A 26,779-nucleotide genomic window follows, 5' to 3' on the forward strand; every position below is an offset into this window, starting at 1 on the left:
AATAATTATCCCGGCAGATTTATGGTATGATTATATATATGTGGTATTGGGGTTAAAAGTCCCCAAACGATGATTTTTACGGATTATGTGCTAGAACGAAGATTGGAAAGTGGATGGTCATGAGTAGAGTAATTGGAATTGACTTAGGGACAACAAATAGCTGCGTTGCAGTGCTGGAGGGCGATGTGCCGACAGTGATTGCCAATAAGGAAGGATACCGGACAACACCGTCTGTTGTGGCTTTTGCAAAAGACAAGACGATGCTTGTGGGAGATCCGGCAAGAAGGCAGGCGGCTGTCAATGCAGAGCGGACAATTTTTTCCATTAAACGTCATATGGGATCGGATTACAGAAAAAAGATTGACGGAAAAGCATATTCGCCGCAGGAAATATCTGCTTTTATTTTAATGAAGCTGAAAAAAGACGCAGAAGATTTTCTGGGGGATACGGTCACAGATGCCGTGATTACCGTACCGGCGTATTTTAACGATGCACAGCGGCAGGCGACTAAAGATGCGGGACGGATTGCTGGGTTAAATGTACTGCGTATCATCAATGAGCCGACTTCTGCAGCATTGGCATATGGTCTTGACAACGGACAGGCACAGAAAATTCTTGTCTATGATCTGGGCGGCGGCACATTCGATGTGTCCATTATTGAAATCGGCGACCATGTGATTGAAGTACTTGCAACGTCCGGTGACAATCATCTGGGCGGTGATGATTTTGATGAGCGCATTGTGCAGTATCTTGTGGAGCAGTTTAAAAAGACGGAGGGAATTAACCTGTCTAAGGATACGGCAGCGCTTCAGCGGTTAAAAGAAGAAGCGGAAAAAGCGAAAAAGGAGCTGTCATCCTGTATGACAACGAATATTAACCTGCCGTTTCTTGCGATGGCAAAAGACGGACCACATCATATGGATATCCAGCTTTCCCGCAGTAAATTTGAAGAACTGACCAAAGATTTGATTGAGCGGACGGTGATTCCGGTTGAAAATGCAATCCACGATGCAGGGCTTACAAAGTCACAGATTGATATGGTATTGCTGGTAGGCGGTTCAACAAGAATCCCGGCAGTGCAGGATAAAGTGCGGACCTTGATGGGCAAAGAGCCTTCAAGAAATGTTAATCCGGACGAATGTGTGGCAATCGGTGCGGCAGTCCAGGCAGGAAAGCTGGGCGGACAGCTTATGGCGGGGTCTGCGGCTTCTGAGATGATTTTAATGGATGTAACGCCGCTGTCGCTTTCAATTGAAACGGTAGGCGGTGTGTCAAGCCGTCTGATTGAGCGCAATACAACGATTCCTACAAGACACAGCCAGATATTTACGACTGCGGGCAATTTTCAGACAAGTGTAGATATCAAAGTGTTTCAAGGTGAGAGAAAATTTACAAGGGATAATAAACTGCTGGGGAATTTCCGCCTTTCGGGTATTAAGCGGGCGATGGCGGGGACACCGCAGATTGAAGTGACCTTTGATATTGATGCCAACGGCATTGTCAATGTATCGGCAAAGGATTTAGGCACGGGTCATGAACAGTCCATTACGATTACGTCCAGCTCCAATTTGTCCGAGGAGGAGATTGAGCGCGCAAAATGGGAAGCCCAGATGTACGGAAGACAGGATGAAGCAAAGACACAGCTGCTTGCGGTACGTCAAGAGGCAGTGCAGTTTGCAGGACAGGCGCAGGCAGAATTGGACAGCCATAAAAAAGAGTGGGAACGCAGTAAGAAAAAGGCGGTTAAAGAAATCCTCGGTAAGCTGAAACGTACTTTATATAAAGTGCCGCCGGAAAAGATTACGGCGGATTCTGCCGCAGTTATACGTGATTTGCAGGAAGAGCTGCAGCGGGCATTAAACAGCTAGGACATTCCTGCACTTTCTAAAAATCTATAAAAATGCAGAACCGGGACAAAACAGACAGTTGAAAACATAACCTTGTATATGGTATGATGAAGTGTCAGATAGAAAGTGGAAATGCCGCATTGTGTGGCGGAATGGAGAGAAAATGGCTGGTTCTACATATGGAAACAGATTTAAGATTATGACATGGGGCGAATCCCATGGAGAAGCGTTAGGCGTTGTAGTGGACGGCTGCCCGGCGGGTTTAGAGCTTTGTGAGGAAGATATCCAGAAACTTCTTGATCGAAGAAAACCGGGACAGTCTAAATTTACGACACCCCGCAAAGAAGCTGATAAAGTAAAGATTCTGTCGGGCGTTTTTGAAGGGAAAACGACAGGAACACCGATATCCATGGTAGTATTTAATACCAATCAGCGCTCAGGCGATTATTCGGAGATTGCAGGATACTACAGACCGGGACATGCCGATTATACATTTGATGCAAAATACGGATTCAGGGATTACCGCGGCGGCGGAAGAAGTTCCGCAAGAGAAACGATTGGCAGGGTCGCAGCGGGTGCGATTGCGTTAAAGATACTGGACAGCCTTGGGATTACCCTGCACGCTTACGCAAAGGAAATCGGCGGAATTGCGATTGACTATGAAAAGTTTGATCTGCAGGCAGCACGCGAAAATGCATTTACAATGCCGGATAAGGAAGCGGCAGCAAAGGCTGAAGCGTATGCTACGCAAAAGATACAGGAGGGCGATTCAATCGGCGGTATCATTGAGTGTGTGGTTGAGGGTATGATGCCGGGAATCGGTGAACCGGTATTTGACAAGCTGGACGCTTCTCTTGGAAAAGCAATGCTTTCAATCGGTGCGGTTAAAGGCTTTGAAATCGGAAGTGGCTTTGAAGCGGCAAAGATGACCGGCAGCGAAAATAATGACAGCTTTGTCATGAAGGACGGAAAACTTACAAAAAAAACCAACCATGCAGGCGGCGTTTTAGGCGGCATGAGTGATGGCAGCAACATTGTATTCCGTGCGGCGGTTAAACCGACACCGTCTATTTCGGCAGTGCAGGATACGGTCAATAAAGATGGTGAAAATATTGAAATTTCCATTAAGGGCAGACATGACCCGATGATTGTGCCGCGTGCCGTAGTCGTTGTGGAAGCAATGACGGCGCTGACACTCGTGGATCTGATTTTTGAAAATATGACGGCAAGATTGGATGGAATCTGTGCCTTTTATAATAGAAGCAAGTAAGAGTAAGAAAGAGGAAAGAGATGTATCGTTTATTAAAAACAGACGGGCGTGCAAAACGCGGTGAATTACAGACCGTGCATGGAACAATCCAGACACCTGTATTTATGAATGTCGGAACAGTAGCAGCCATTAAGGGTGCCGTATCGACAATGGATTTAAAGGAAATCGGAACACAGGTGGAATTGTCAAACACATATCATCTGCATGTACGTACCGGGGACAAACTGATTAAGGAGATGGGCGGTCTGCATAAGTTTATGAACTGGGACAGACCGATTCTGACCGATTCGGGTGGATTTCAGGTGTTTTCCCTTGCAGGTCTTAGAAAGATTAAAGAAGAAGGCGTAACTTTCCAGTCTCACATTGACGGCAGAAAGATTTTTATGGGTCCGGAAGAAAGTATGCAGATTCAGTCTAACTTAGGTTCTACAATTGCCATGGCATTTGATGAATGTGCACCGGCGAAGGCAGAACGCGATTATGTGGAAAAGTCTGTTGCCCGTACAACGCGCTGGCTGGCACGCTGTAAAAAAGAAATGCAACGCTTGAATTCCCTGCCGGATACCGTTAATCCAAACCAGCTTTTATTTGGTATCAATCAGGGTGCAGTTTATGCAGATATCCGTATTGATCATGCAAAACGTATTTCGGAACTGGATTTGCCGGGCTATGCAGTCGGCGGACTTGCAGTCGGTGAAACCCATGAAGAAATGTACCACGTACTCGATGAAACCGTTCCGTATCTGCCGCAGGACAAGCCGACTTATCTGATGGGTGTCGGTACACCGGCAAATATTCTGGAAGCGGTAGACAGAGGGATTGACTTCTTTGATTGTGTATATCCGTCCAGAAACGGAAGACACGGGCATGTGTATACAAAGTTTGGTAAAATCAATCTTTTTAACGCACAGTACGAAAAGGACGACAGACCGATTGAAGAAGGCTGTCAGTGTCCGGTCTGCAAAAACTATACGAGAGCATATGTACGCCATCTTTTAAAGGCAAAAGAAATGCTTGGTATGCGTTTCTGTGTACTGCATAATCTGTACTTCTACAATCATTTAATGGAGGATATCCGGGGAGCGATTGAAGAAGGAAGATACAGTGCCTTTAAGAAAGAACGCCTGGAAATGTTAAATACCTATGATAAAAAGTAAAAAATTATAAACAAAATGTTTTTTAGTGGACAGAAAGAATAAATTCCGCTATTATAGAGTGTATGTGTCAGGGACACGTATGTTATTACATTTGAAAGTATATTTTAGGAGGCAAATTAAAATGGGTTCAATCGGAATTATCGTTATTTATGTCGTTGCATTAGGACTGATGATGTATTTTCTTGCAATCAAGCCACAGAAGAAACAGCAGAAGGCACAGCAGCAGTTAATGGATTCAATCGAAATCGGCGATTATGTATTAACAACAAGCGGTTTCTACGGCGTAATTATGGATATTACAGATGATGATGTTATTGTAGAATTCGGTAACAACAAAAACTGCCGTATCTCCATGCAGAAGAAAGCTATTGCACAGGTAGAAAAGGCAAAGAGTTCGGAAGAATAAGTAATGAAAGTACAGACACCGGAGCGGAAAGCATCAATTCCCGCTTCGGTGTCTTTTGTTATTCATTTATCAGGCATTACATATTGAAAAATACATAAAAATACGTTATGATAATAAACAATAACCTTTTTCATACATAAATATGAAAGTGGAGAAGTATTCAGGGGCGGCAGGTACGGGTAGAACCCGCCGGATTCCTGTAAGAAAAGAGAAAGACAGGTGGTAGTAGCATGGATTGTAAAATAACATTAATTCCGGGAGACGGAATCGGACCGGAAATCGTAAGAGAGGCCGTAAAGGTATTAGATGCTGTGGGAAAGAAGTATGAGCATCATTTTACCTATGAAAAGATTTTAATGGGCGGTTGTTCCATTGATGCATACGGTGTGCCACTTACAGATGAGGCAATTGCTGTAGCAAAGGCATCCGATGCCGTATTACTGGGGGCAGTCGGCGGCAATGTCGGCAACTCCAAGTGGTATGACGTTGCTCCGAATTTAAGACCGGAGGCAGGACTGTTAAAGATTCGTAAGGAACTGGAATTGTTTGCCAATATTCGTCCTGCATATTTATACAATGAATTAAAAGATGCGTGTCCGTTAAAGCAGGAAGTAATCGGGGACGGATTTGACATGGTTATCATGAGAGAATTAACCGGCGGACTGTATTTTGGTGAACGACACACAGAAGAAGTAAACGGTGTCGTAACAGCAACCGATACGCTCACTTATAATGAAGAAGAAATCAGAAGAATTGCCATTAAAGGCTTTGAAATTGCCATGAAGCGCAGAAAGAAGCTGACAAGCGTGGATAAGGCAAATGTTCTTGATTCTTCAAGACTTTGGAGAAAGGTCGTAAAGGAAGTTGCAAAGGATTATCCGGAAGTTGAAGTAAGCGATATGCTTGTAGACAACTGTGCAATGCAGCTGGTTATGAATCCGGGACAGTTTGATGTGATTTTAACAGAGAATATGTTTGGTGATATTTTATCCGATGAAGCCAGCATGATTACCGGTTCAATCGGTATGTTATCGAGTGCCAGCTTAGGAAAGACAAAACTCGGATTATATGAACCAAGCCACGGTTCCGCACCGGATATTGCAGGCAAAGACATTGCCAATCCGATTGCCACCATTTTAAGTGCGGCAATGATGCTTCGCTACTCACTTGATTTAGATAAGGAAGCAGATGCCATTGAAGCGGCAGTAGCACAGGTATTAAAGGAAGGCTACAGAACCGTGGACATTATGGCAGACGGCATGCAGCAGTGCTCAACAACAAAGATGGGCGATTTAATCGCAGAACGTGTTTAAGATACGGATATAAAAATGTAAAATCTGTTATGAAGCCGGAATCCCGTTTATGCAGATACAGCGGGATTTCAGGCTTTCATGTTTAGAATAAAAAGAAAAGAAACGGAGAACAGTCATGAAAAGTGATAACGTTAAAAAAGGAATGCAGCAGGCACCACACCGCTCGCTGTTTAACGCATTAGGCTTTACAAAGGAAGAAATGGATAAGCCGCTCGTTGGTATTGTAAGCTCTTACAATGAAATTGTACCGGGACACATGAATCTGGATAAGATTGTAAATGCCGTAAAATTAGGTGTTGCAGAAGCAGGCGGTGTACCGGTTGTATTTCCGGCAATCGCAGTCTGTGACGGTATTGCAATGGGACATATCGGCATGAAATATTCTCTTGTAACAAGAGATCTGATTGCGGATTCCACAGAATGTATGGCACTGGCACATCAGTTTGATGCACTTGTTATGGTGCCAAACTGCGATAAGAATGTACCGGGACTTTTAATGGCAGCAGCAAGAGTGAATGTGCCGACTGTATTTGTCAGCGGCGGTCCGATGCTTGCAGGTCATGTAAAGGGTAAAAAGAGAAGTCTTTCATCCATGTTTGAAGCAGTCGGTTCTTATGCAGCCGGTTCAATGACGGAAGACGATGTACGTGAATTTGAAGAAAAAGTATGTCCGACATGCGGTTCATGCTCCGGCATGTATACGGCAAACTCCATGAACTGTCTGACAGAAGCACTGGGTATGGGACTTCGCGGCAACGGTACAATCCCGGCAGTATATTCTGAAAGAATCAAGCTGGCAAAACATGCCGGTATGGCAGTGATGGATATGTACCGCAAGAATATCCGTCCAAGAGACATTATGACAAAAGAAGCAATCATGAATGCACTGACAGTCGATATGGCATTAGGCTGTTCTACCAACAGTATGTTACATCTTCCTGCTATTGCACATGAAATCGGCTTTGATTTTGATATTAAATTTGCAAATCCAATCAGCGAAAAGACACCGAACCTGTGCCATTTAGCACCGGCAGGTCCTACTTATATGGAAGATTTAAATGAAGCGGGCGGTGTATATGCGGTTATGAAGGAACTGGCTGATGCAGGACTTCTGAATACTGACTGCATGACCGTAACAGGAAAGACGGTCGGAGAAAATATTAAAAATGCGGTAAACTTAAATCCGGAAGTCATAAGACCGTTAGATAACCCATATAGTAAGACAGGCGGACTTGCGGTATTGAGCGGAAATCTTGCACCGGACGGCAGTGTTGTAAAGCGTTCAGCCGTTGTAGATGAAATGATGGTTCATGAAGGTCCGGCAAGAGTCTTTGACTGTGAAGAAGATGCGATTGCGGCAATTAAGGGCGGCAGGATTGTAGCAGGCGATGTCGTTGTAATCCGCTATGAAGGACCAAAGGGTGGTCCGGGTATGAGAGAAATGTTAAATCCGACTTCTGCAATTGCAGGCATGGGCTTGGGTTCAAGCGTTGCACTGATTACAGACGGACGTTTTTCCGGTGCAAGCCGCGGTGCTTCTATCGGACACGTTTCACCGGAAGCAGCAGTCGGCGGACCGATTGCACTGGTAGAAGAAGGCGATATCATTAAGATTAACATTCCGGCATTAACACTGGAACTGGCAGTATCTGATGAAGAACTTGCAGCAAGAAAAGCAAAATGGCAGCCACGTGAACCGAAGGTTACAACAGGCTACTTAAAGAGATATGCTTCATTAGTAACCTCAGGAAACAGAGGGGCTGTTCTTCAGGTACCGGAAAATGAACAGTAACAAAAAGGTCAGTGGGTACCGGTATGAAAAATAGAATATAAAGGAAGGAAAGATACATGAAGTTAAATGGCTCAGAAATCATTGTAGAATGTTTAAAAGAACAAAATGTGGATACAATTTTTGGTTATCCGGGCGGCGCAATTCTGAATGTATACGATGCGTTATACAAACATTCAGATGAGATTACACATATTCTGACATCTCATGAACAGGGTGCTTCCCATGCAGCAGACGGTTATGCAAGAGCAACGGGAAAGGTTGGCGTATGTTTTGCAACATCCGGTCCGGGTGCGACAAACCTCGTAACGGGAATTGCCACAGCATATATGGATTCGATTCCGGTTGTTGCAATTACCTGTAATGTAACCGTTCCGCTGTTAGGTAAGGACAGCTTTCAGGAAATCGATATTGCAGGTGTGACAATGCCGATTACAAAGCATAACTTTATTGTTAAAGACGTAACAAAGCTGGCAGACGTTATCCGTGCGGCGTTCCGGATTGCAAAGGAAGGCAGACCGGGTCCTGTTTTAATTGATGTAACAAAGGATGTAACGGCAGCAGAATGTGATTATATCAAGGAAACGCCGAAGACAATTGAACGTCAGACAGATACGATTAAAGAAGAAGATGTGGAACGTGCCGTTGAAATGATTAAGGCATCAAAGCGTCCATACGTTTTTGTCGGCGGTGGTGTCATTGCTTCGGATGCTTCTGATGAGCTGGCGAGATTTGTAAAGAAGATTGATGCGCCGGTTGCAGATTCCCTGATGGGCAAAGGCGCATTTGACGGAACAGACCCGCATTATACAGGGATGCTTGGTATGCATGGTACAAAGACGTCTAACTTCGGAGTATCTGAATGTGACCTGCTGATTGCCATTGGTGCGAGATTCTCAGACCGTGTAACCGGTAATGCAAATAAATTTGCAAAAAATGCAAAGATTCTTCACTTTGATATCGATGCAGCAGAGATTAATAAGAATATCCATTCTGATGCAAGCGTTGTCGGTGATGCCCTTGAAATCTTAAAACGTGTCAATGCAAAGTTAGAACAGCAGGACAGACATGAGTGGCTGGAACATATCCACGATTATGAGAAACAGTATCCGATGGCATATCGTAAGGACTGCTTAAACGGACCACTCATTATGGAAAAAATTTATGAGCTGACAAAGGGTGAAGCGATTATTTCAACTGATGTCGGACAGCATCAGATGTGGGCAGCACAGCATTACAAATATAAAAAGCCAAGAACGCTGCTTACATCAGGCGGTCTTGGTACAATGGGCTACGGACTTGGTGCGGCAATTGGAGCCAAGGTAGGCTGCAAGGATAAAACAGTCATCAACATTGCAGGTGATGGCTGCTTCAGAATGAATATGAACGAAGTGGCAACAGCAACCCGTTATAACATTCCGGTTATCGAGATTATTTTCAATAACCATGTACTCGGTATGGTACGCCAGTGGCAGGATTTATTCTACGGAAAACGCTATTCGGCAACTGTTCTGGATGATTGTGTGGATTTTGTCAAAGTGTCGGAAGGCATGGGGGCAAAGGGCTACCGTGTTCAGACGATTGAGGAATTTGAAGCAGCATTAAAGGATGCAATGGCATTAAATATTCCGTGCGTCATCGACTGTCTTATTGACAGAGAAGATAAAGTATTCCCGATGGTTTCACCGGGTGCGGCAATTTCAGAAGCATTTGACAGAAAAGATTTAGACAGAATGAACTCAGAAAAATAAAGAATTGAGTTGACAGGAACACTTTAATGGAATAAAATGTCAGATAATAGTTTTAAAACTTGTAGGAGGAAAGAAAAGTGGCAAGAGTTTATAATTTTAGTGCAGGTCCGGCAGTATTACCGGAGGAAGTATTGAAGGAAGCAGCAGATGAAATGCTGGATTATCAGGGTTCAGGACAGTCTGTTATGGAGATGAGCCATCGTTCTAAAGTATACGATAACATCATCAAAGAAGCAGAAGCAGATTTAAGAGAACTGATGAATATCCCGGATAATTATAAGGTATTATTCTTACAGGGCGGTGCATCCCAGTTTTTCGCAGAAGTTCCGATGAACCTTATGAAGAATAAGAAAGCAGCTTACATTATCACAGGACAGTGGGCAAAGAAAGCTTATAAAGAAGCTCAGATTTACGGTGAAGCCGTTGCAGTTGCTTCATCTGAGGATAAGACATTCTCGTACATACCGGATTGTTCGGATTTGGATATTCCGGAAGATGCCGATTATGTTTACATCTGTGAAAACAATACAATTTATGGTACAAAATTTAAGACTCTTCCAAACACAAAGGGACATCTGCTTGTATCGGATGTTTCATCCTGTTTCTTATCTGAACCGATTGATGTAACAAAGTACGGCGTTGTATACGGCGGCGTTCAGAAGAACATCGGACCGGCCGGTGTGGTTATTGCAATTATCAGGGAAGACCTGATTACAGATGACGTATTACCGGGAACACCGACCATGTTAAAGTGGAAGACACAGGCAGATGCAGATTCTCTTTACAATACACCTCCTTGCTATAATATTTATATCTGCGGTAAGGTATTTAAGTGGATTAAGAAGATGGGCGGTTTAAGCGCCATGAAGGAACATAACGAAAAGAAAGCAAAGATTCTGTATGATTTCCTTGACGAGAGCAGGTTATTTAAGGGAACTGTTGTAAAAGAAGATCGTTCTTTAATGAATGTTCCTTTTGTAACCGGTGACAAGGAACTGGATGCAAAATTTGTTGAAGAAGCAACAAAAGCAGGCTTTGTAAACTTAAAGGGACACAGAACCGTTGGCGGTATGAGAGCATCTATTTACAATGCAATGCCAATCGAAGGTGTGGAAAAACTGGTTGAGTTTATGAAGAAGTTTGAAAAGGAGAATACAAAATAATGGTAAACGTACATTGCTTAAATAATATTGCCTCTGTAGGTCTTGACCTTTTTTCAGATGACTACAATATGGAGAGTTCTTATGAAGATGCACAGGCAGTTCTTGTAAGAAGTGCCAAAATGCATGATATGGAATTAAATGATCATTTACTTGCAATTGCAAGAGCCGGTGCAGGAGTCAATAATATTCCACTTGATAAATGTGCAGAAGCCGGTATTGTTGTATTTAATACACCGGGTGCGAATGCCAATGCCGTAAAAGAACAGGTGCTAGCAGCAATGCTGTTAGCTTCCCGTGATTTAATCGGCGGTAATCAGTGGGTTGCTGAAAATAAAGACAATGCAGATATTGCAAAAGCAACCGAAAAGGCAAAGAAAGCTTTTGCAGGACAGGAATTAAAGGGTAAGAAGCTTGGCGTTATCGGTCTTGGCGCAATCGGACAGCTTGTTGCCAATGCAGCCATTGCACTGGGTATGGATGTTTACGGTTATGATCCGTATCTTTCAGTCAATGCTGCTTGGAATCTTTCAAGCAAGGTTACGCATATTGTCAATGTAGAAGACATTTATAAAGAATGTAATTATATTACCATTCATGTTCCGGCATTAGACAGTACAAAGGGGATGATTAACAAAGCTGCATTTGATTTAATGCAGGATGGTACAATTATCGTCAACTGTGCAAGAGATGTTCTTGTCGATGAAACAGCAATCGGTGAGGCTTTAAAGTCCGGCAGGGTAAAGAAGTATGTAACAGACTTCCCGAATCCGACAACTGCCGGAATGGAAGGTGCAATTGTACTTCCACACCTTGGGGCTTCTACCGCAGAAGCAGAAGATAACTGTGCAGTGATGGCAGTCAAGGAATTGAGAAATTACATTGAAAACGGTAATATTATAAATTCTGTAAATTATCCTGCCTGTGATATGGGCGTCTGCACGGCTACAGGACGAATTGCAGTCTGCCACAAAAATGTTCCGGCTGTTATCAGCAAGATTACAACGATTCTTGGCGATGCAGGTGTAAACATTGAGGAAATGGCAAATAAATCCAGAGGCGATTATGCATATTCTTTATTTGATGTTGATAAGAATGTAGATGACAGTGTGATTGATAAACTGGCTTCTATTGAAGGAATCATCAAAGTCAGGGTCGTAAAATAATAAATTCAGAGCTGTTTTCCACAATTGGAGGAGAACAGCTCTTTTTTTGCTTTGATTTTAGAAATGTTTGTTTACTTAAACAAATGGGTACGGTATAATAATAAAAAAATACAAATGTGATAGTGGAGGAGTGAAAATGAACAGCGGGATAAATCCAAAAGAAAAAGATTATGAGCTGGCAAGGGAGAATACCGTTGCCATGAATTGCCACTTTTTAGTATGCGGAATCATTTCCATTGCTTATTTTGTGGAATTTTTAAAAGGTGACGGCACCCTGTTGTATGTACTGGCAACCATTATTTTAGCAATGGGACCGGTAGTAGGAGAAATTATCTGCTATAAAAAACAGCATGATACAAAGATGATTAAGCATTTCGTAGGAATTGGCTATGCAATTTTATATACATTTGTAATGTTTACAACCAATAATCACTTTACGTTTGTATATGTTATTCCCATGCTGATTGCCATTACGGTATACAATGATTTTAAGTATTCGCTGCCGATTGAAGTGGGGGTGGTAATTGTCAATGTTATACAGCTGGCATTGTTTTTTAAAAGAGGGATTTATACGAAAGCGGATATGGCATCTGTGGAAATCCAGTTCTTTGTTATTGTACTGATTTGTGGTATTCAGCTGTATGTCTCAATTGTGGCAGAAAAGTTGAATCAGAAGAAGCTTGCAGAGTTGAAGGCAGAACATGAAAAGACAGAAGAATTGCTGACGCGGATTATGGATACATCCGATAAGATGACACAGCAGATTACAGAAAGTGCACAAAAGACGGCATCGCTTGGTGAAAGCATGCAGGCAATGAAAGAATCCATGGAAGAGGTGAATTCAGGCTCTAATGATACGGCAGAAGCAGTGCAGAGCCAGTTAAACCAGACCGAAGAAATTCAGGCAATGGTAGAGCAGGTTGAAAAAGGCACAGAGAATATCATTGACAGTATGAATCAGAATAAAGAAGCCATTGCGCAGGGAAATGCAAATGTCGGTATTCTTGTAAAACAGGCAGAAGAAACGGTTGAATCCGGCAAAAAGGTGACAGAAGAACTTTCACAGCTGGATACATATATGAGCCAGATGAATTCAATTCTGGATATTATTAACAGTATTACGTCACAGACAAGTCTTCTGGCGTTAAATGCAAGCATTGAAGCGGCGAGAGCCGGAGAAGCAGGGCGTGGTTTTGCGGTTGTTGCTTCCGAGATTTCACAAATGGCACAGCAGACGAAAGATTCCACGGTGCAGATTTCGCAGCTGATTGAAAATGTATCCAATGCCATTCAGATGGTGGTTGAGGTCAGCGGCAGTATGATTTCCATGATTGAAAGCCAGAATGAAACCACTGAAAAGACAGCAGAAAGCTTTACGGTTATTGAAAAGAATTCGGACAATGTTTACGGACAATCTAATGAACTGGCAGCCTATGTTACAAAGTTAGCCGATGCGAACAAGAAAATTATTGACAGCATTTCTACCATTTCGGCAATTTCCGAAGAAGTGGCTGCCCATGCAAGCGATACACTTTCCGCAACGGAAAGCAACAATGTGATTGTGGAAGAACTGGCAGCGTTAAGCGGACAGCTTGAAACACTGGCACAGGAATTAAAAGAACAGTAAAAAGGGGCAGGGGATGACCCCGGAAAAGAGGACATATGGCAGTAATCAGACCTTTTGAATGTGTACGTCCGCAGGCAGAAAAAGCAGAGCGGGTGGCAGCACTTCCGTATGATGTATACAACAGAGAAGAAGCGTGCAGGGAAGTTGCCCGCGAGCCGCTTTCATTTTTAAAAATAGACCGTGCGGAAACACAGTTTGACAGTTCGGTCGATACCTACGCACCGGAAGTTTATGCAAAGGCAAAAGAACTTTTGGAAAACGCTATTGCAGACGGTACATTTATCAAAGACAGCGAGCAGGCATATTATATTTATGAACTTACAATGGATGGCAGAGTGCAGACCGGACTTGTGGCATGTGCTTCAATTGATGACTACGAATCCAATGTAATTAAAAAACATGAAAATACAAGAGCTGATAAGGAATTAGACCGCATTACGCACGTGGATACCTGTAATGCGCAGACCGGTCCGATATTTTTAGCATACCGTGCCAATGCCGTGATTAACGGTGAGATTGATAAGGCAAAGAAAAATTCTTCTTTATATAATTTTGTATCGCCGGACGGGGTCCGTCATCAGGTATGGAAAATCAGCGAACCGCAGTCCGTTAAAGCAATCCGCGGTGCATTTGAAGGAATTTCATCTATATATATTGCAGATGGACATCACAGAGCCGCTTCAGCAGTTAAAGTCGGCTTAAAGCGCCGTGCCGAAAACCCACAGTATACGGGAAAAGAAGAATTTAATTATTTCCTGTCTGTGCTGTTTCCGGACGAGCAGTTAAAGATTCTGGACTATAACAGGGTGTTAAAGGATTTAAACGGTTATACCGAACAGGATTTTTTAGAAAAAGTTAAAGAGAAATTTACAGTTAAAGAAAGTGCTGTACAGGTGCATCCGGACAAGCAGGGAACCTTTGGCATGTATCTGGGAAAGAAGTGGTATCGGCTGACGGCAAAGCCGGAAATCTTATCGGACGACCCGGTAGACGGTCTGGATGTATCTGTTTTGCAAAATGCCCTGTTGTCGCCGGTACTTGGCATTAAAGACCCAAAGACCGATGCACGCATTGATTTTGTAGGTGGTATCCGTGGAATTGGAGAACTGGAAAGGCGCTGTGAAACAGATTGTGTACTGGCATTTTCAATGTATCCGACATCAATTGCACAGCTTTTTGCCGTGGCAGATGCAGGACGGCTGATGCCGCCGAAGTCCACATGGTTTGAACCGAAGCTGCGCAGCGGACTGTTTATACATCAGATTTAAAAATATGGAGAAATGTGAAAAATCATAAATCACAATTTTTCACATAGATATTTGTTTTGAGCGAAAACAAATATCATAGATGGCAGATGAGAAATCGCCTGCGCGAATTTCTCATCGCCGCTTCGCAACAAAGTCGCTCAGAAATGAGGAAAATGTGAAAAATCATAAATCATAATTTTTCACATAACTAATTGTGCCGCAGGCATCACAATTAGATTTATCGCAGGACAAAATCAGTCATTTTGTCCGCGGTTCCTCCAGCATTAAAATGCCTGCGGAATTGGAGAAGAATATGATTCATCAGACTATGGAACTGGATATTGATTATGAGAGAGTGGGGATTTTACATAAGGGACAGAAAGCGACACTGACAACTTATATTAAGGAAATGTATCCGGGGATGCAGAAGCCGTTTCACAGACCAATGGTTTTAATCTGTCCGGGCGGCGGCTATGAACATCATTCGCCGCGGGAAGGGGAAGCGGTTGCAGTGAAAATGCTCTCACTTGGCATGAATGCGGCAATTTTAAGATACAGTCTGATTCCCGATGAATTTCCGTGTGCGCTGTACGAAGCGGCGTACGCTGTACGGTATCTGCGGGAACATGCTAAAGAATGGGACTGTGACCCGGATAAAATTATTATCGCCGGTTTTTCGGCGGGGGGACATGTAGCGGCAAGTCTTGGAACAATGTGGAACAGCAAAGAACTGGAAGGGTTTGTCAAAGAGTACCTGCATACAGAGCCGGAAATGATAAGGCCGGATGGCATGCTGCTTGGATATCCGGTGATTACATCCGGGGAGAAAGCCCACAGAAAATCATTTGAAAGACTGCTTGGGACACGTTATGAGCAGCTGCTTGAAAGTGTATCACTGGAAGAACGTGTAACGAAAGACACACCACAGACCTTTTTATGGCATACGGTTACAGACGGTGCTGTACCGGTAGAAAATTCCATGCTGTTTGCACAGGCATTGCAAAAAGAACATATTGGATTTGAATTGCACCTTTTTCCACACGGTAATCACGGACTTGGACTTGGAACGCGGGAAACAGATACCGCAGACGGAACACATTTCCAGCCGGAAGTATCCGTCTGGCCGGAATTATTTGCAACGTGGGTGGAAAATTTATAAAAAAGAATGGAGATTAGTATGAATCGGTTATATCAATTCATGAACTGGCCTGAAATTGAAGGACTGGTATATTCAGAGTGCAGTCATCCGATGGAGCTGCTCGGTGCGCATATGTGCAGGGATGGTATGCTGGTACAGGTTTTCCGTCCCGATGCGGTCGAGGCAGAGATTCATATTGCGGGGAGAAAAAAAGCGTACGCTTGTGAAAAGGTTGACGAATCAGGCTATTTTGCAGTCTGTATTCCGATAAAGAAACAGACTGCCTATACTGTCTGTATTGAAGATATCAAAGGACAGAAAAAAGAATATATGGACCCTTATGCGTGCGGCACGGCTTTAACGGCAGAGCAGCACAAAAAACTTGCGGCAGGCGATGACTGGGAAGCATACCGGCTTTTTGGCGCGCATGAGCGCACTGTGGGCGGAATCCGCGGCGTTTGCTTTGCTGTATGGGCCCCCAATGCACAGCGTGTCAGTGTGGTAGGTGATTTTAATCACTGGGACGGACGGATTTTTCCGATGGAAAAACATGAGGACAGTGGTATCTTTGAACTGTTTATACCTGAAATGAAGGCAGGCACAGCCTATAAATATGAAATTAAATTTAAAGGCGGCAATATTGCGGTAAAGACAGACCCGTACTGCAGACAGTGCGACGCCGGTCAGGGCTTTGCATCGGTTGTGTATGCAGATATTCCGTTTGCATGGGAAGATGGTGCATGGCAGAAGGCGGAAGAAAACCGGGATATAGAAAAAGAACCGGCTGCCATATATGAAATATCACTGGAAACCTGTCGACAGATTAAAGAACCGGAGCAGTTCGCGGCACAGATTGCAAAACTTGGATACACACATATTGAACTGCAGGCGGCAGCGCAGTATGACAGCAGACGCAGAAATCTCCGGGAAACAGCAGGCTATTTCGCACCTGCGGATATTTTTGGTACGCCGGATGACTTGAAGCGCCTTGTCAATGCAATGCACAAAGAAAATATCGGTGTGATTGCAGATTGGAATGCTGCATTTATGGGAAATCTTCCATCAGGGCTTACGTGGTTTGACGGAACGAACCTTTATGAGAGCAGTGCATTCTGCCTGACACCGGATGCAGATGTGGCGGTATCCTCATTCCAATATGGAAAGCCACAGGTAAAAATGTTTTTAATTTCCAATGCAATCATGTGGATAAAGGAGTATCATATAGACGGGCTTTTTGTAGATGAAGTGGCAAGTGCGCTGTACTTAGACTATGGCCGCGCACCGGGCGAGTGGATTCCGAATCTTTACGGTGAAAATGAAAATCTCGATGCGGTTGCATTTTTCAAACAGCTAAAAAAAGTGCTGATAAAAGAAAAATGTCCGGCGGTTCTGATTGCGCAGGATTCCAGTACGTGGGGCAGGGTGACCGGCAGCCATGAAGATGCACTGGGGTTTGATTTTAAATGGAACCACGGCTGGAAAAATGATTTTGATAAATTTATGCAGAGTGACCCGCTTTTCAGAAAGGGTGTATATCAGAAACTGACAGATAATATGCTGTATTTTTACAGTGAATTTTTTATACAGGAACTGCATATAACCGAACAGGAACTGCCGGGCAGCAATGATGGGGAAAAACATGCCAATATGCGTCTTGCAACGGCATATCAGTATTGTTATCCAGGTAAAAAGCGGACGGCGGAAAACTGTACCGGCACATTGCCGCAAAGCTTTATGGAAGCATTAAATGCATTTTATAAGGAACATCCTGCATTATATACCGCAGATTATGAACCGGAGGGCTTTGCATGGACAGATACGCAGGATGAACAGGAAACGGTGCTGGCATTTGTGCGCCGGAGTATGGTATCAGACAGTACATCGCAGGATTTGCTGGTAATTGCGAATTTCACACCGGTTGTCCGTAAGGATTTCCGTATGGGTGTTTTAGAGCCGGGTAAATATAAGGAAATTTTTAATACAGATGCAGCACATTTCGGTGGACAAAACATTTTAAATGAACAGCAGCTGTCTTCGGAAAAGGTGGAAAGAAACGGCTGTGAAAATTCTATTGTACTGGATTTACCGCCGCTGGCACTAACCGTTTATGCGTATGAACCGTTTACAAAACTGGAACTGGAAGAAATCCGAATCCGGGAAGAAGCTGAACTTGCGGCAAAGGCAGCACAGGAACAGGCATGGCAGGCAGAACAGCTGAAAGTCAAAGCCGAAGAAGAAGCGCAGGCTGCCCTTGAAGCGCAAAAACAGGCTGAACTTGCGGCAAAGGCGGCACAGCAGGCGTGCGAAGAAGCCGAAAAACAGGCACAGGAGGCAGAAGCTGCCAAGTTAAAAATCGAGCAGGAAACCAAAAAGAAGCTTGCGGCTTTAAAGCGCCGGAAATAAGTAGTCCGGGATAAAATGCCCCAACAGGCGCAAAAGCTGAAAAAAACAAAAAAGAAAACAAAAAACGGAGGAAATTATGAATTATTTTGTCGCACTCAGTTCAACACAGGATACGGCAGAACAAATTGAGTTTTTCTTTTCAAGGGCAAATCTGGTTGCGCTGTTTAATAAACTGTGCAATTGGAGTGTCAGTCTGGCAGGAAAAATCATTATGGCACTGATTGTCTGGCAGATTGGAAAACGTCTGATTATCTGGATGGTTAAAATTATTGTAAAAGCACTCGGAAAAAGTGATTTAGATGTCGGCGTAGCCAGATTTATCGGTTCAATTACAAAGTTTGCAGGATATGCCATTCTGATACTGATAGTAGTAGGAATACTGGGAATTCCGACAGCCTCGCTGATTACGGTATTCGGTTCGGCGGCACTGGCAGTCGGTATGTCCTTACAGGGCAGTCTGTCAAACTTTGCGGGTGGAATTTTACTTTTGATATTTAAGCCGTTTAAAATCGGCGATTATATCATATCGGGAAGCTGTGAAGGAACGGTTGTGTCCATTGAGCTTTTATACACCAAACTGCATACAATTGATAACAAGATTATCATGATGCCAAACGGCACCCTGTCCAACTCGAATATTATCAATGTCGGTGCGGAAGAAGTGCGAAGACTGGATATCCAGATTGGCGTGGGATATCAGACGGATTTATCCAAGGCAAAGGCGCTGCTGATGGAATGCTTAAACCGCAAGGAAGAAATCATCAAAGACAAAGATGTCCGCGTTATTGTAAAGAGTCTGGACGAGAGCTGTATTACACTCGAAACCAGAGCGTGGGTTGCCAATGACAAATACTGGGATACCCGCTTTGAACTGTTAGAAGAATACAAAAAGATATTTGATGAAAACGGCATTGAAATTCCGTTTAACCAGTTAGACGTACATATTACAAAGTAAATATAAAAAGATACAGACTAAAAGAGCTGTCACATGAAAATGTGGCGGCTCTTTTTAGTGCGCCTTGCGGCGCATGCCGCTAATGTGAATTCCTTTCATATTTTTTACGCAGATTTTACAAACTTTGGACACATTTAATGGATAAACTATCCAACATAAGGAAATGCATTTTTGAAAAAACAAAGGGAGGGATGCACATGGCAATCGAAGTATTTAACCGATATGAGAAAAAATACATGTTAAATGCCATACAGTACGAAAAACTGACACAGGCAATCAGTGAATATATGGTTGTGGATGCGTATAACCGCGATAAGCCGTTCTATGAAATCTGCAACATTTATTATGATACACCGGATAATGCATTAATCCGGGCATCGATTGAAGGACCGGTGTATAAAGAAAAGCTCCGCATGAGAAGCTATGGAACACCAAAGGAAACAGATCATGTTTTTGTTGAAATTAAAAAGAAGTACAAAGGCATTGTCAACAAGCGGCGTACGATTATGCCGTTAAATGAAGCCTATGACTATTTAAACCATCATCGGGTGCCGGATATGGAAAATCCGCAGATGAACCGGCAGGTATTCCGGGAAATCGATTATTTCTGCCATACCTACAATTTGGTGCCGAAGGTTTATTTATCCTATGAACGGCGGGCATATTTTGAAAAAAACGACGGGGATTTCCGTGTTACATTTGACAAAAATATCACAACCCGCAGGGAAGATGTCCGGTTAGAGAGCGGAAGCTACGGTCAGCAGCTTTTACCGGAAAATACGTATCTGATGGAAATTAAAATCAACAGGGCAGTGCCGCTGTGGTTTACAAGGATTTTATCGGAACTGGAAATTTATCCCGTATCTTTTTCAAAATACGGAACAGAATATAAAAAATATGTTATGGAAAATCAAAGAATGAATGGAGGAGAAACATTATGTTTGAATCAATATTTACAAGTACAGCGCAGGATACAATTAGCATTGGTCCAGCCATGTTAGGGCTTCTTACGGCACTCGTGTTAGGACTTTTAATTGGCATCGCTTATATGATTGCCTGCAAAAAAGACGGTTACAACAAAAACTTTATCATCGGTCTGGTACTGCTTCCGGCGATTGTGTCTGTTGTTATCTTATTAATCGGCAGTAACGTAGCAAGAGCATTTTCAATGGCAGGCGCATTTGCACTGGTTCGCTTCAGAAGTGCACCGGGTAATGCAAAAGATATTGCCGTCGTATTTTTCACCATGGCAGCAGGACTTGCCTGCGGACTCGGATATGTTGCATTTGCAGCCATATTTGCAGTTGTGATTATACTTGTTTTAATCGTACTTTCTGTCTCAAACTTCGGCGATATGGCATCCGGAAACCGCCAGTTAAAGATTACAATCCCGGAAAACTTAAATTATACCGATGCGTTTAACGAAGTTTTTGACAGCTATACCACAAACAGCCAGCTTCGCAAAGTAAAGACAACCAACATGGGAACCCTGTTTGAACTTACATACACGGTCGCATTAAAAAAAGATGTCAATGAAAAGAACTTTATTGACGCACTGCGTGTAAAAAACGGCAACTTAAATATTGTGCTTGGCATTCCTGAAACGGAAAGCACGAATTTAAACTAATCTGTGAAGATATTGCCACGAAAGTCTGGCAGAAGTATTTAAGTCAAGTCAGAAGGAATTCAAATTACAAAAATAATAAAACAAAAAGGATATGAAGCAGCCACACAAATGCCGCTACAGGCAGGGCTGTCTTTGTATCCTTATTTTTATGGAAAATGTGGACACCACTAAGCGATGTGATGCGCACGGCAAAGGGCATATCAATCGAGAAATTTTCAAAAAACACTTGTATTATTGGCTCAATTATTATATTATAAACACATATACGAAAGGGACGTGAGGAAAATGATAGATAATAACACACAATTTTTTAAAACACAGCCAGACAAGGCAATTTCAGTAGAAGGAATTTTAGAGCAGGTATATCGTGCTTTGAAGGAAAAGGGTTACAATCCGGTGAATCAGATTGTGGGATACATTATGTCAGGAGATCCTACCTATATTACAAGCCATAACAATGCAAGAAGCCTGATTATGAAGGTAGAACGCGATGAGCTTGTTGAAGAAGTGATTAAATATTTCATCGAAGGAAAAGGCTTATAATATGAGAATCATTGGACTGGATTATGGTACGAAGACAGTAGGTGTTGCAATCAGTGATGCACTCGGCATTACAGCACAGGGCTTAGAAACCATTACGCGCAAAGAAGCGAATAAGTTACGAAAGACACTTGCCCGGATAGAGGCAATCATTGAAGAATATGAAGTAGAGCAGATTGTTTTAGGATTCCCAAAGAATATGGATAATTCTGTTGGAGAGCGTGCGCAGGATTGTCAGAATTTTGCAGAAATGTTAGAAAGAAGAACGGGACTGCCGGTCGTATTATGGGATGAACGCCTGACTACGGTATCGGCAGATAAAGTATTGATGGAAAGCGGTGTACGCAGAGAGAACCGTAAAGCTGTAATCGATAAGATTGCGGCAGTATTTATCTTACAGGGATATTTAGATTACAAAGCAAATGGCAACTAAGCGTGTGAGCATGGCAGTTTTGGAAAGTCTTCCGGAACTGCCATCAAAACTATTGGTTTGTCCCTTTTACCCTGTCGTATAGAATCTCAGAATCAGGAATGGAGAAGAACATGGAAAAGCTTACCTTTGTAACGGAAGACCAGGAAAGTGTAGATTTTTACATTATAGAGGAAACGAGAGTCAATGGTATCAATTATCTTTTAGTCACCGAATCTGAAGACGAAGAAGATGAAGAAGCGGAAGCTTATATTTTAAAAGACACATCAAAGGCAGAAGATACAGAAGCGGTTTATGAATTTGTTGAATCGGAAGAAGAACTGGATGCAGTCAGCCGCATTTTTGCCGAGTTACTGGAAGACATGGATTTAGAATAGTTTTAGAGGTGTTAAATGAAGAAAGAATATGTAGGTTCTGTTAAGATTATCCCACTGGGTGGTCTTGACAAGATTGGTATGAACATTACTGCCATACAATACGATGACAGTATTATTGTAGTGGACTGCGGTCTTGCATTCCCGGAAGAAGAAATGTTAGGAATTGATCTGGTTATCCCGGATGTCACCTATTTAAAGGAAAATGCAGATAAAGTCAAAGGTTTTGTAATTACGCACGGACATGAAGACCACATCGGTTCAATTCCGTATGTATTAAAGGAAGTCAATGCGCCGATTTATGCGACAAAGCTCACGATGGGCCTGATTGATTCCAAGTTAAAAGAACACGGCATGCAGCGTCAGGTAAAGCGTAAGGTGGTACGTTACGGACAGTCTATTAATTTAGGTGATTTCAGGGTTGAATTTATCCGTACAAACCACAGTATTGCAGATGCAGCAGCACTGGCAATTTTCTCGCCGGCAGGTGTCATTATCCATACCGGTGACTTTAAAGTGGATTATACACCGGTTTACGGTGAACCGATTGATTTACAGAGAATGGGCGAACTGGGCAAAAAGGGTGTTCTTGCACTGATGTGTGATTCTACGAATGCACTCCGTCCGGGCTTTACAATGTCAGAACGTACCGTTGGTGCAACGTTTGATAAGATTTTCACAGATAATAAAAACAGCCGTTTGATTATTGCAACTTTCGCATCCAATGTAGACCGTGTACAGCAGATTATCAATTCTGCGGTAAAGTACGGCAGAAAAGTCTGTGTTGAAGGACGAAGCATGGTCAATATCATTGAAGTTGCCGAGAATCTGGACTACTTAAAGATTCCGGAAGGCACACTCATTGATACGGAAGAAATGAAAAATTATACACCGGAGCAGATTGTACTGATTACAACGGGCAGTCAGGGTGAGTCTATGGCGGCACTTTCAAGAATGGCAGCTTCCCTGCACAGAAAAGTGTCTATCCAGCCGGGTGACTGTGTTGTCTTTTCATCAACACCGATTCCGGGTAACGAAAAGTCTGTCGCAAAGGTTATTAATGAACTCGGTATGAAAGGGGCTAAGGTTATTTTCCAGGATACCCACGTATCAGGACATGCCTGTCAGGAGGAAATTAAGTTGCTCTACTCCCTGATTAAGCCGAAATATGCAATTCCGGTTCATGGCGAATATAGACATTTAATGGCACAGAAAGAAGTTGTGCAGTCTTTAGGTTATGATAAAGAGGATATTTTCATTGCAAAATGTGGTGATGTACTGGAATTAAGCGAAGAAAAAGCAGGCATTGTAGGACATGTACAGACTGGCGAGATTCTTGTTGACGGTTTAGGTGTCGGTGATGTCGGCAATATTGTACTGCGTGACCGTCAGAATCTTGCAGAAAACGGTATTATCATCGTTGTACTCACACTTGAAAAGTACAGCGGACAGCTGGTAGCAGGTCCGGATATTGTGACAAGAGGTTTTGTCTATGTCCGTGAAGCAGAAGAACTGTTAGATGAAGCAAGAGAAGTGGTATCCGGTTCTGTAGAAACCTGTATGGATAAAAACATTACAGACTGGAGCAAAATTAAGAACATTATCAAGGATGATTTAAGCGAATATCTTTGGAAGAAGATGAAAAGAAACCCAGTTATACTTCCGATTATTATGGAAGCACATATGTAACGTAAAATGGAGATGTAAATGGGAAGAATCGATGAGCTGAAAGCAGAATTAATACAGGCGGTTTTAGACAGTGAAGAATACCGCGAATATAAGAGGCTGGAGGCGGAAGTGTCCAAAAATGCCGATTTAAAAAGGGCAATTGATGAATTTCGGAGACGGAATTTTGAAATACAGTACAACGATGAAATTCAGGAGATTGATGAGAATATTTCGCAGCTGGAAGCGCAATACGCTGATATGAGAAATCAGGGACTGGCAAAAAGTTACTTTTCGGCAGAACTGTGTCTGTGCCGTCTGGTACAGGATGTCTGCGTATCGCTTGTGGATGCGGTAGATTTTGATGTGGACTTTTTAAATGAAAGCGGCAGATAAATGCCGGGCAGTATGGGAGATTGACAAAAAATGAACAAAAAAAGTATCCGGATGATTTTAGGTGTTTCGCTTAATGTAATTGTAATTGCGGTAGGTGTGTTTATCATTTTTACGGCAGGAAGCAAAGCGTATACCTTTGGTCATAATATTTTTGATGAAGAAGCCGTTTCTTCCGAGGCACAGGCAAGGGAAACACAGGTTACGATTTCAGATGGCATTACGTCTAAGCAGCTTGCAAAGCTCCTTTATGACAAAGGACTTGTAAAAGATAAGACCTGTTTTTATTATCAGATTATATTATCTGATTATAAGGATAAATTTGTAGGAGGTACGTATACCTTAAATACGGCGATGACACCGACAGAAATGATGAAAGTGCTGTCGTGTGCAGATACAGGAGAGGATAAATAATGGGAACAATTGTCAATGAACGGATTGTTGATTACATTAATTCTTTAGATAAAGGGAATTCTCCGGTTTGTAATGCAATAGAAAAGGAAGCGTTGGCGGACGGTGTTCCGATTATCAGAAAAGAGATGGGTAATCTGCTCAAGGTGCTGCTTTTGTTAAAGCAGCCGCAAAAAATTCTCGAAGTGGGAACGGCAGTAGGTTACTCATCTATTCTTATGAGTGAAAATATGCCTCAAAACTGCCGCATTACGACAATTGAGAATTATGAAAAACGGATTCCTGTTGCAAAGAACAATTTCAAACGGGCAGGAAAAGAAGAGGTCATCACGCTTTTAGAGGGTGATGCGATGGATATTTTAAAAGAACTTGATGGAACGTATGATTTTATCTTTATGGATGCGGCAAAAGGACAGTATATTAATTTTCTGCCCGAACTGCTGCGGTTAATGCCTGCGGGCGGACTGCTCATTTCAGACAATGTATTACAGGAAGGTGATATTGTAGAGTCCCGTTACGGTGTAACAAGAAGAAACCGGACAATCCACACAAGAATGAGAGAATATATTTATACACTGACCCATGCAGAACAGTTAGAAACGAGTATCGTTCCGATTGGTGACGGTATTACATTAAGTGTTAAGAAAGGATAGTGTGAAAAATAACGCTGATGCGCTTATTCTTCACACGGAGATTTGTTTCTGAGCGAAAACAAATCTCCCTGATAGCAGATGAGAAATCGCCTGCGCGAATTTCTCATCGCTTCTTCGCAACAAGTCGCTCAGAAATGAGGATAAGAGAATGGCTGGACATTTTTATAACGGACGCGAACTGGAACTGCTGATTCCGGCAAGCAGTCTGGAAGTTTTAAAGACAGCGGTAATATTTGGTGCGGACGCAGTATATATTGGTGGTGAAGCCTTTGGACTGCGTGCAAAAGCAAAGAATTTTTCGATGGAAGATATGAAGGAAGGTATTGCATTTGCACATGCACATGATGTGAAAGTTTACGTGACGGCAAATATTCTGGCACACAATTATGATTTAGAGGGTGCAAGAGCCTATTTTGAAGAATTAAAGACAATCGGACCGGATGCGCTGATTATTTCCGATCCGGGGATGTTTACGATTGCAAAGGAAGTGATGCCGGATACGGATATCCACATCAGCACACAGGCAAACAATACCAATTATATGACGTATCAGTTCTGGTGGAAGCAGGGTGCAAAGCGTGTTGTAACGGCAAGAGAGCTTTCTTTAAATGAAATCAAGGGAATCCGTGCGCATATCCCGGATGATATGGAAATTGAAACGTTTATTCACGGGGCTATGTGTATTTCCTATTCGGGAAGATGTCTGCTCAGCAGCTTTATGGCAGGACGCGATGCAAACCGCGGAGCGTGTACACATCCATGCCGTTGGAAGTATTCTGTTGTGGAAGAATCCAGACCGGGCGAGTATATGCCGGTTTACGAAAATGAACGCGGAACGTATATTTTTAATTCCAAGGATTTATGTATGATTGAACATATTCCTGAACTGATTGAAGCCGGCATTGACAGCTTTAAAATCGAAGGAAGAATGAAGACGGCATTATATGTGGCAACGGTTGCAAGAACGTACCGTCTGGCAATTGATGAATTTTTACAGGACCCTGAATTATATAAGAGCCGGATTCCTTTTTACAAGTCTGAAATCCAGAAATGTACGTACAGACAGTATACAACAGGCTTTTTCTTTGGAAAACCGGATGAAAACACCCAGATTTATGATTCCAATACGTATGTCAAGGAATATACGTACCTCGGCATTGTAGGAGAGTGTAATGACAAGGGATTGTATCATATTGAACAACGTAACAAATTCTCTGTCGGGGAAACGATAGAAGTTATGCGCCCGGATGGTACGAACCTGGAAGTTACCGTCAAGGCAATTTACAACGAAGACGGAGAAGCGATGGAAAGTGCACCGCATCCGAAACAGCAGCTTTATATTGATTTAGGTGTTCCGCTTTGCCAGTATGACATATTAAGAAGAAAAGAAGATTAGATTGGAAAAGCAATAAAAGGCATTCCGGCACATACTATATATAAATATGTGTCAGGGGTGC

General features: G+C 42.7%; 24 protein-coding genes. All 24 read left to right on the forward strand.

The annotated features are described in order from the left end of the window. Positions 1-119 precede the first annotated feature (119 nt). A complete protein-coding gene (gene dnaK, locus LI288_RS01670; protein ID WP_227089229.1) occupies positions 120-1,868 on the forward strand; it encodes a molecular chaperone DnaK in 1,749 nt (582 codons plus the stop codon). Positions 1,869-2,010: 142 nt separating this feature from the next. Beyond that, complete coding sequence (aroC, locus tag LI288_RS01675) at positions 2,011-3,117, forward strand: chorismate synthase (RefSeq protein WP_227089230.1); 1,107 nt, start codon at positions 2,011-2,013, stop codon at positions 3,115-3,117. Positions 3,118-3,137: 20 nt separating this feature from the next. Next, positions 3,138-4,274, forward strand: coding sequence for a tRNA guanosine(34) transglycosylase Tgt (gene tgt, locus LI288_RS01680; protein ID WP_227089231.1), 1,137 nt, complete (start codon positions 3,138-3,140; stop codon positions 4,272-4,274). 121 nt (positions 4,275-4,395) lie between these two features. After that, on the forward strand, positions 4,396-4,680 hold the full coding sequence (gene yajC, locus LI288_RS01685; RefSeq protein ID WP_022433419.1) for a preprotein translocase subunit YajC: 285 nt from the start codon (positions 4,396-4,398) through the stop codon (positions 4,678-4,680). A 230-nt stretch (positions 4,681-4,910) separates the two neighbouring features. Then, the gene (gene leuB / locus LI288_RS01690; RefSeq protein WP_022433418.1) at positions 4,911-5,993 is read left to right on the forward strand and encodes a 3-isopropylmalate dehydrogenase; all 1,083 of its coding nucleotides are present in this window, start codon (positions 4,911-4,913) and stop codon (positions 5,991-5,993) included. 115 nt (positions 5,994-6,108) lie between these two features. Continuing rightward, complete coding sequence (gene ilvD, locus LI288_RS01695) at positions 6,109-7,785, forward strand: dihydroxy-acid dehydratase (protein ID WP_022433417.1); 1,677 nt, start codon at positions 6,109-6,111, stop codon at positions 7,783-7,785. A 56-nt stretch (positions 7,786-7,841) separates the two neighbouring features. Next, on the forward strand, positions 7,842-9,533 hold the full coding sequence (ilvB, locus tag LI288_RS01700; protein ID WP_022433416.1) for a biosynthetic-type acetolactate synthase large subunit: 1,692 nt from the start codon (positions 7,842-7,844) through the stop codon (positions 9,531-9,533). A 77-nt stretch (positions 9,534-9,610) separates the two neighbouring features. Beyond that, entirely contained in the window at positions 9,611-10,696 is a 1,086-nt protein-coding gene (gene serC / locus LI288_RS01705) for a 3-phosphoserine/phosphohydroxythreonine transaminase (RefSeq protein ID WP_022433415.1), read from the forward strand. After that, complete coding sequence (locus LI288_RS01710; protein WP_022433414.1) at positions 10,696-11,859, forward strand: phosphoglycerate dehydrogenase; 1,164 nt, start codon at positions 10,696-10,698, stop codon at positions 11,857-11,859. Before serC ends, LI288_RS01710 begins: the two co-directional genes overlap by 1 nt. A 136-nt stretch (positions 11,860-11,995) precedes the next feature. After that, positions 11,996-13,486 (forward strand): methyl-accepting chemotaxis protein, encoded by a 1,491-nt coding sequence (locus LI288_RS01715; RefSeq protein ID WP_022433413.1) that lies wholly within the window; start codon positions 11,996-11,998, stop codon positions 13,484-13,486. 35 nt (positions 13,487-13,521) lie between these two features. Then, positions 13,522-14,754, forward strand: coding sequence for a DUF1015 domain-containing protein (locus LI288_RS01720; RefSeq protein WP_227089232.1), 1,233 nt, complete (start codon positions 13,522-13,524; stop codon positions 14,752-14,754). A gap of 292 nt (positions 14,755-15,046) precedes the next feature. After that, positions 15,047-15,892, forward strand: a complete 846-nt coding sequence (locus LI288_RS01725) for an alpha/beta hydrolase (RefSeq protein WP_227089233.1) — start codon at positions 15,047-15,049, stop codon at positions 15,890-15,892. An 18-nt stretch (positions 15,893-15,910) separates the two neighbouring features. Further along, complete coding sequence (locus tag LI288_RS01730) at positions 15,911-18,274, forward strand: GlgB N-terminal domain-containing protein (protein ID WP_227089234.1); 2,364 nt, start codon at positions 15,911-15,913, stop codon at positions 18,272-18,274. 76 nt (positions 18,275-18,350) lie between these two features. Next, on the forward strand, positions 18,351-19,229 hold the full coding sequence (locus tag LI288_RS01735) for a mechanosensitive ion channel family protein (RefSeq protein WP_227089235.1): 879 nt from the start codon (positions 18,351-18,353) through the stop codon (positions 19,227-19,229). 197 nt (positions 19,230-19,426) lie between these two features. Next, entirely contained in the window at positions 19,427-20,230 is an 804-nt protein-coding gene (locus LI288_RS01740; RefSeq protein WP_227089236.1) for a polyphosphate polymerase domain-containing protein, read from the forward strand. After that, positions 20,167-20,856, forward strand: coding sequence for a DUF4956 domain-containing protein (locus LI288_RS01745; protein ID WP_227089237.1), 690 nt, complete (start codon positions 20,167-20,169; stop codon positions 20,854-20,856). The genes LI288_RS01740 and LI288_RS01745 overlap by 64 nt, the downstream gene beginning before the upstream one ends. 285 nt (positions 20,857-21,141) lie before the next feature. After that, positions 21,142-21,399: an IreB family regulatory phosphoprotein gene (locus LI288_RS01750; RefSeq protein WP_022433406.1), complete on the forward strand. Its 258-nt coding sequence runs from the start codon at positions 21,142-21,144 to the stop codon at positions 21,397-21,399. Position 21,400: 1 nt separating this feature from the next. Beyond that, on the forward strand, positions 21,401-21,829 hold the full coding sequence (ruvX, locus tag LI288_RS01755; protein ID WP_022433405.1) for a Holliday junction resolvase RuvX: 429 nt from the start codon (positions 21,401-21,403) through the stop codon (positions 21,827-21,829). A 110-nt stretch (positions 21,830-21,939) separates the two neighbouring features. Then, entirely contained in the window at positions 21,940-22,203 is a 264-nt protein-coding gene (locus LI288_RS01760; RefSeq protein WP_022433404.1) for a DUF1292 domain-containing protein, read from the forward strand. A gap of 15 nt (positions 22,204-22,218) precedes the next feature. Then, complete coding sequence (locus tag LI288_RS01765) at positions 22,219-23,889, forward strand: ribonuclease J (protein ID WP_022433403.1); 1,671 nt, start codon at positions 22,219-22,221, stop codon at positions 23,887-23,889. A gap of 18 nt (positions 23,890-23,907) precedes the next feature. After that, the gene (locus LI288_RS01770; protein ID WP_022433402.1) at positions 23,908-24,261 is read left to right on the forward strand and encodes a YlbF family regulator; all 354 of its coding nucleotides are present in this window, start codon (positions 23,908-23,910) and stop codon (positions 24,259-24,261) included. Positions 24,262-24,291: 30 nt separating this feature from the next. Next, entirely contained in the window at positions 24,292-24,672 is a 381-nt protein-coding gene (locus LI288_RS01775) for an endolytic transglycosylase MltG (protein WP_227089238.1), read from the forward strand. Continuing rightward, positions 24,672-25,322, forward strand: coding sequence for an O-methyltransferase (locus LI288_RS01780; RefSeq protein ID WP_022433400.1), 651 nt, complete (start codon positions 24,672-24,674; stop codon positions 25,320-25,322). The genes LI288_RS01775 and LI288_RS01780 overlap by 1 nt, the downstream gene beginning before the upstream one ends. Before the next feature lie 148 nt (positions 25,323-25,470). After that, positions 25,471-26,718 carry a peptidase U32 family protein gene (locus tag LI288_RS01785; RefSeq protein ID WP_227089239.1) on the forward strand — a complete coding sequence of 416 codons (1,248 nt, stop codon included), beginning with the start codon at positions 25,471-25,473 and terminating at the stop codon, positions 26,716-26,718. Positions 26,719-26,779 lie beyond the last annotated feature (61 nt).

The sequence above is a fragment of the Lachnospira pectinoschiza genome (assembly GCF_020564355.1).
Taxonomy (GTDB): Bacteria; Bacillota; Clostridia; order Lachnospirales; family Lachnospiraceae; genus Lachnospira; species Lachnospira intestinalis.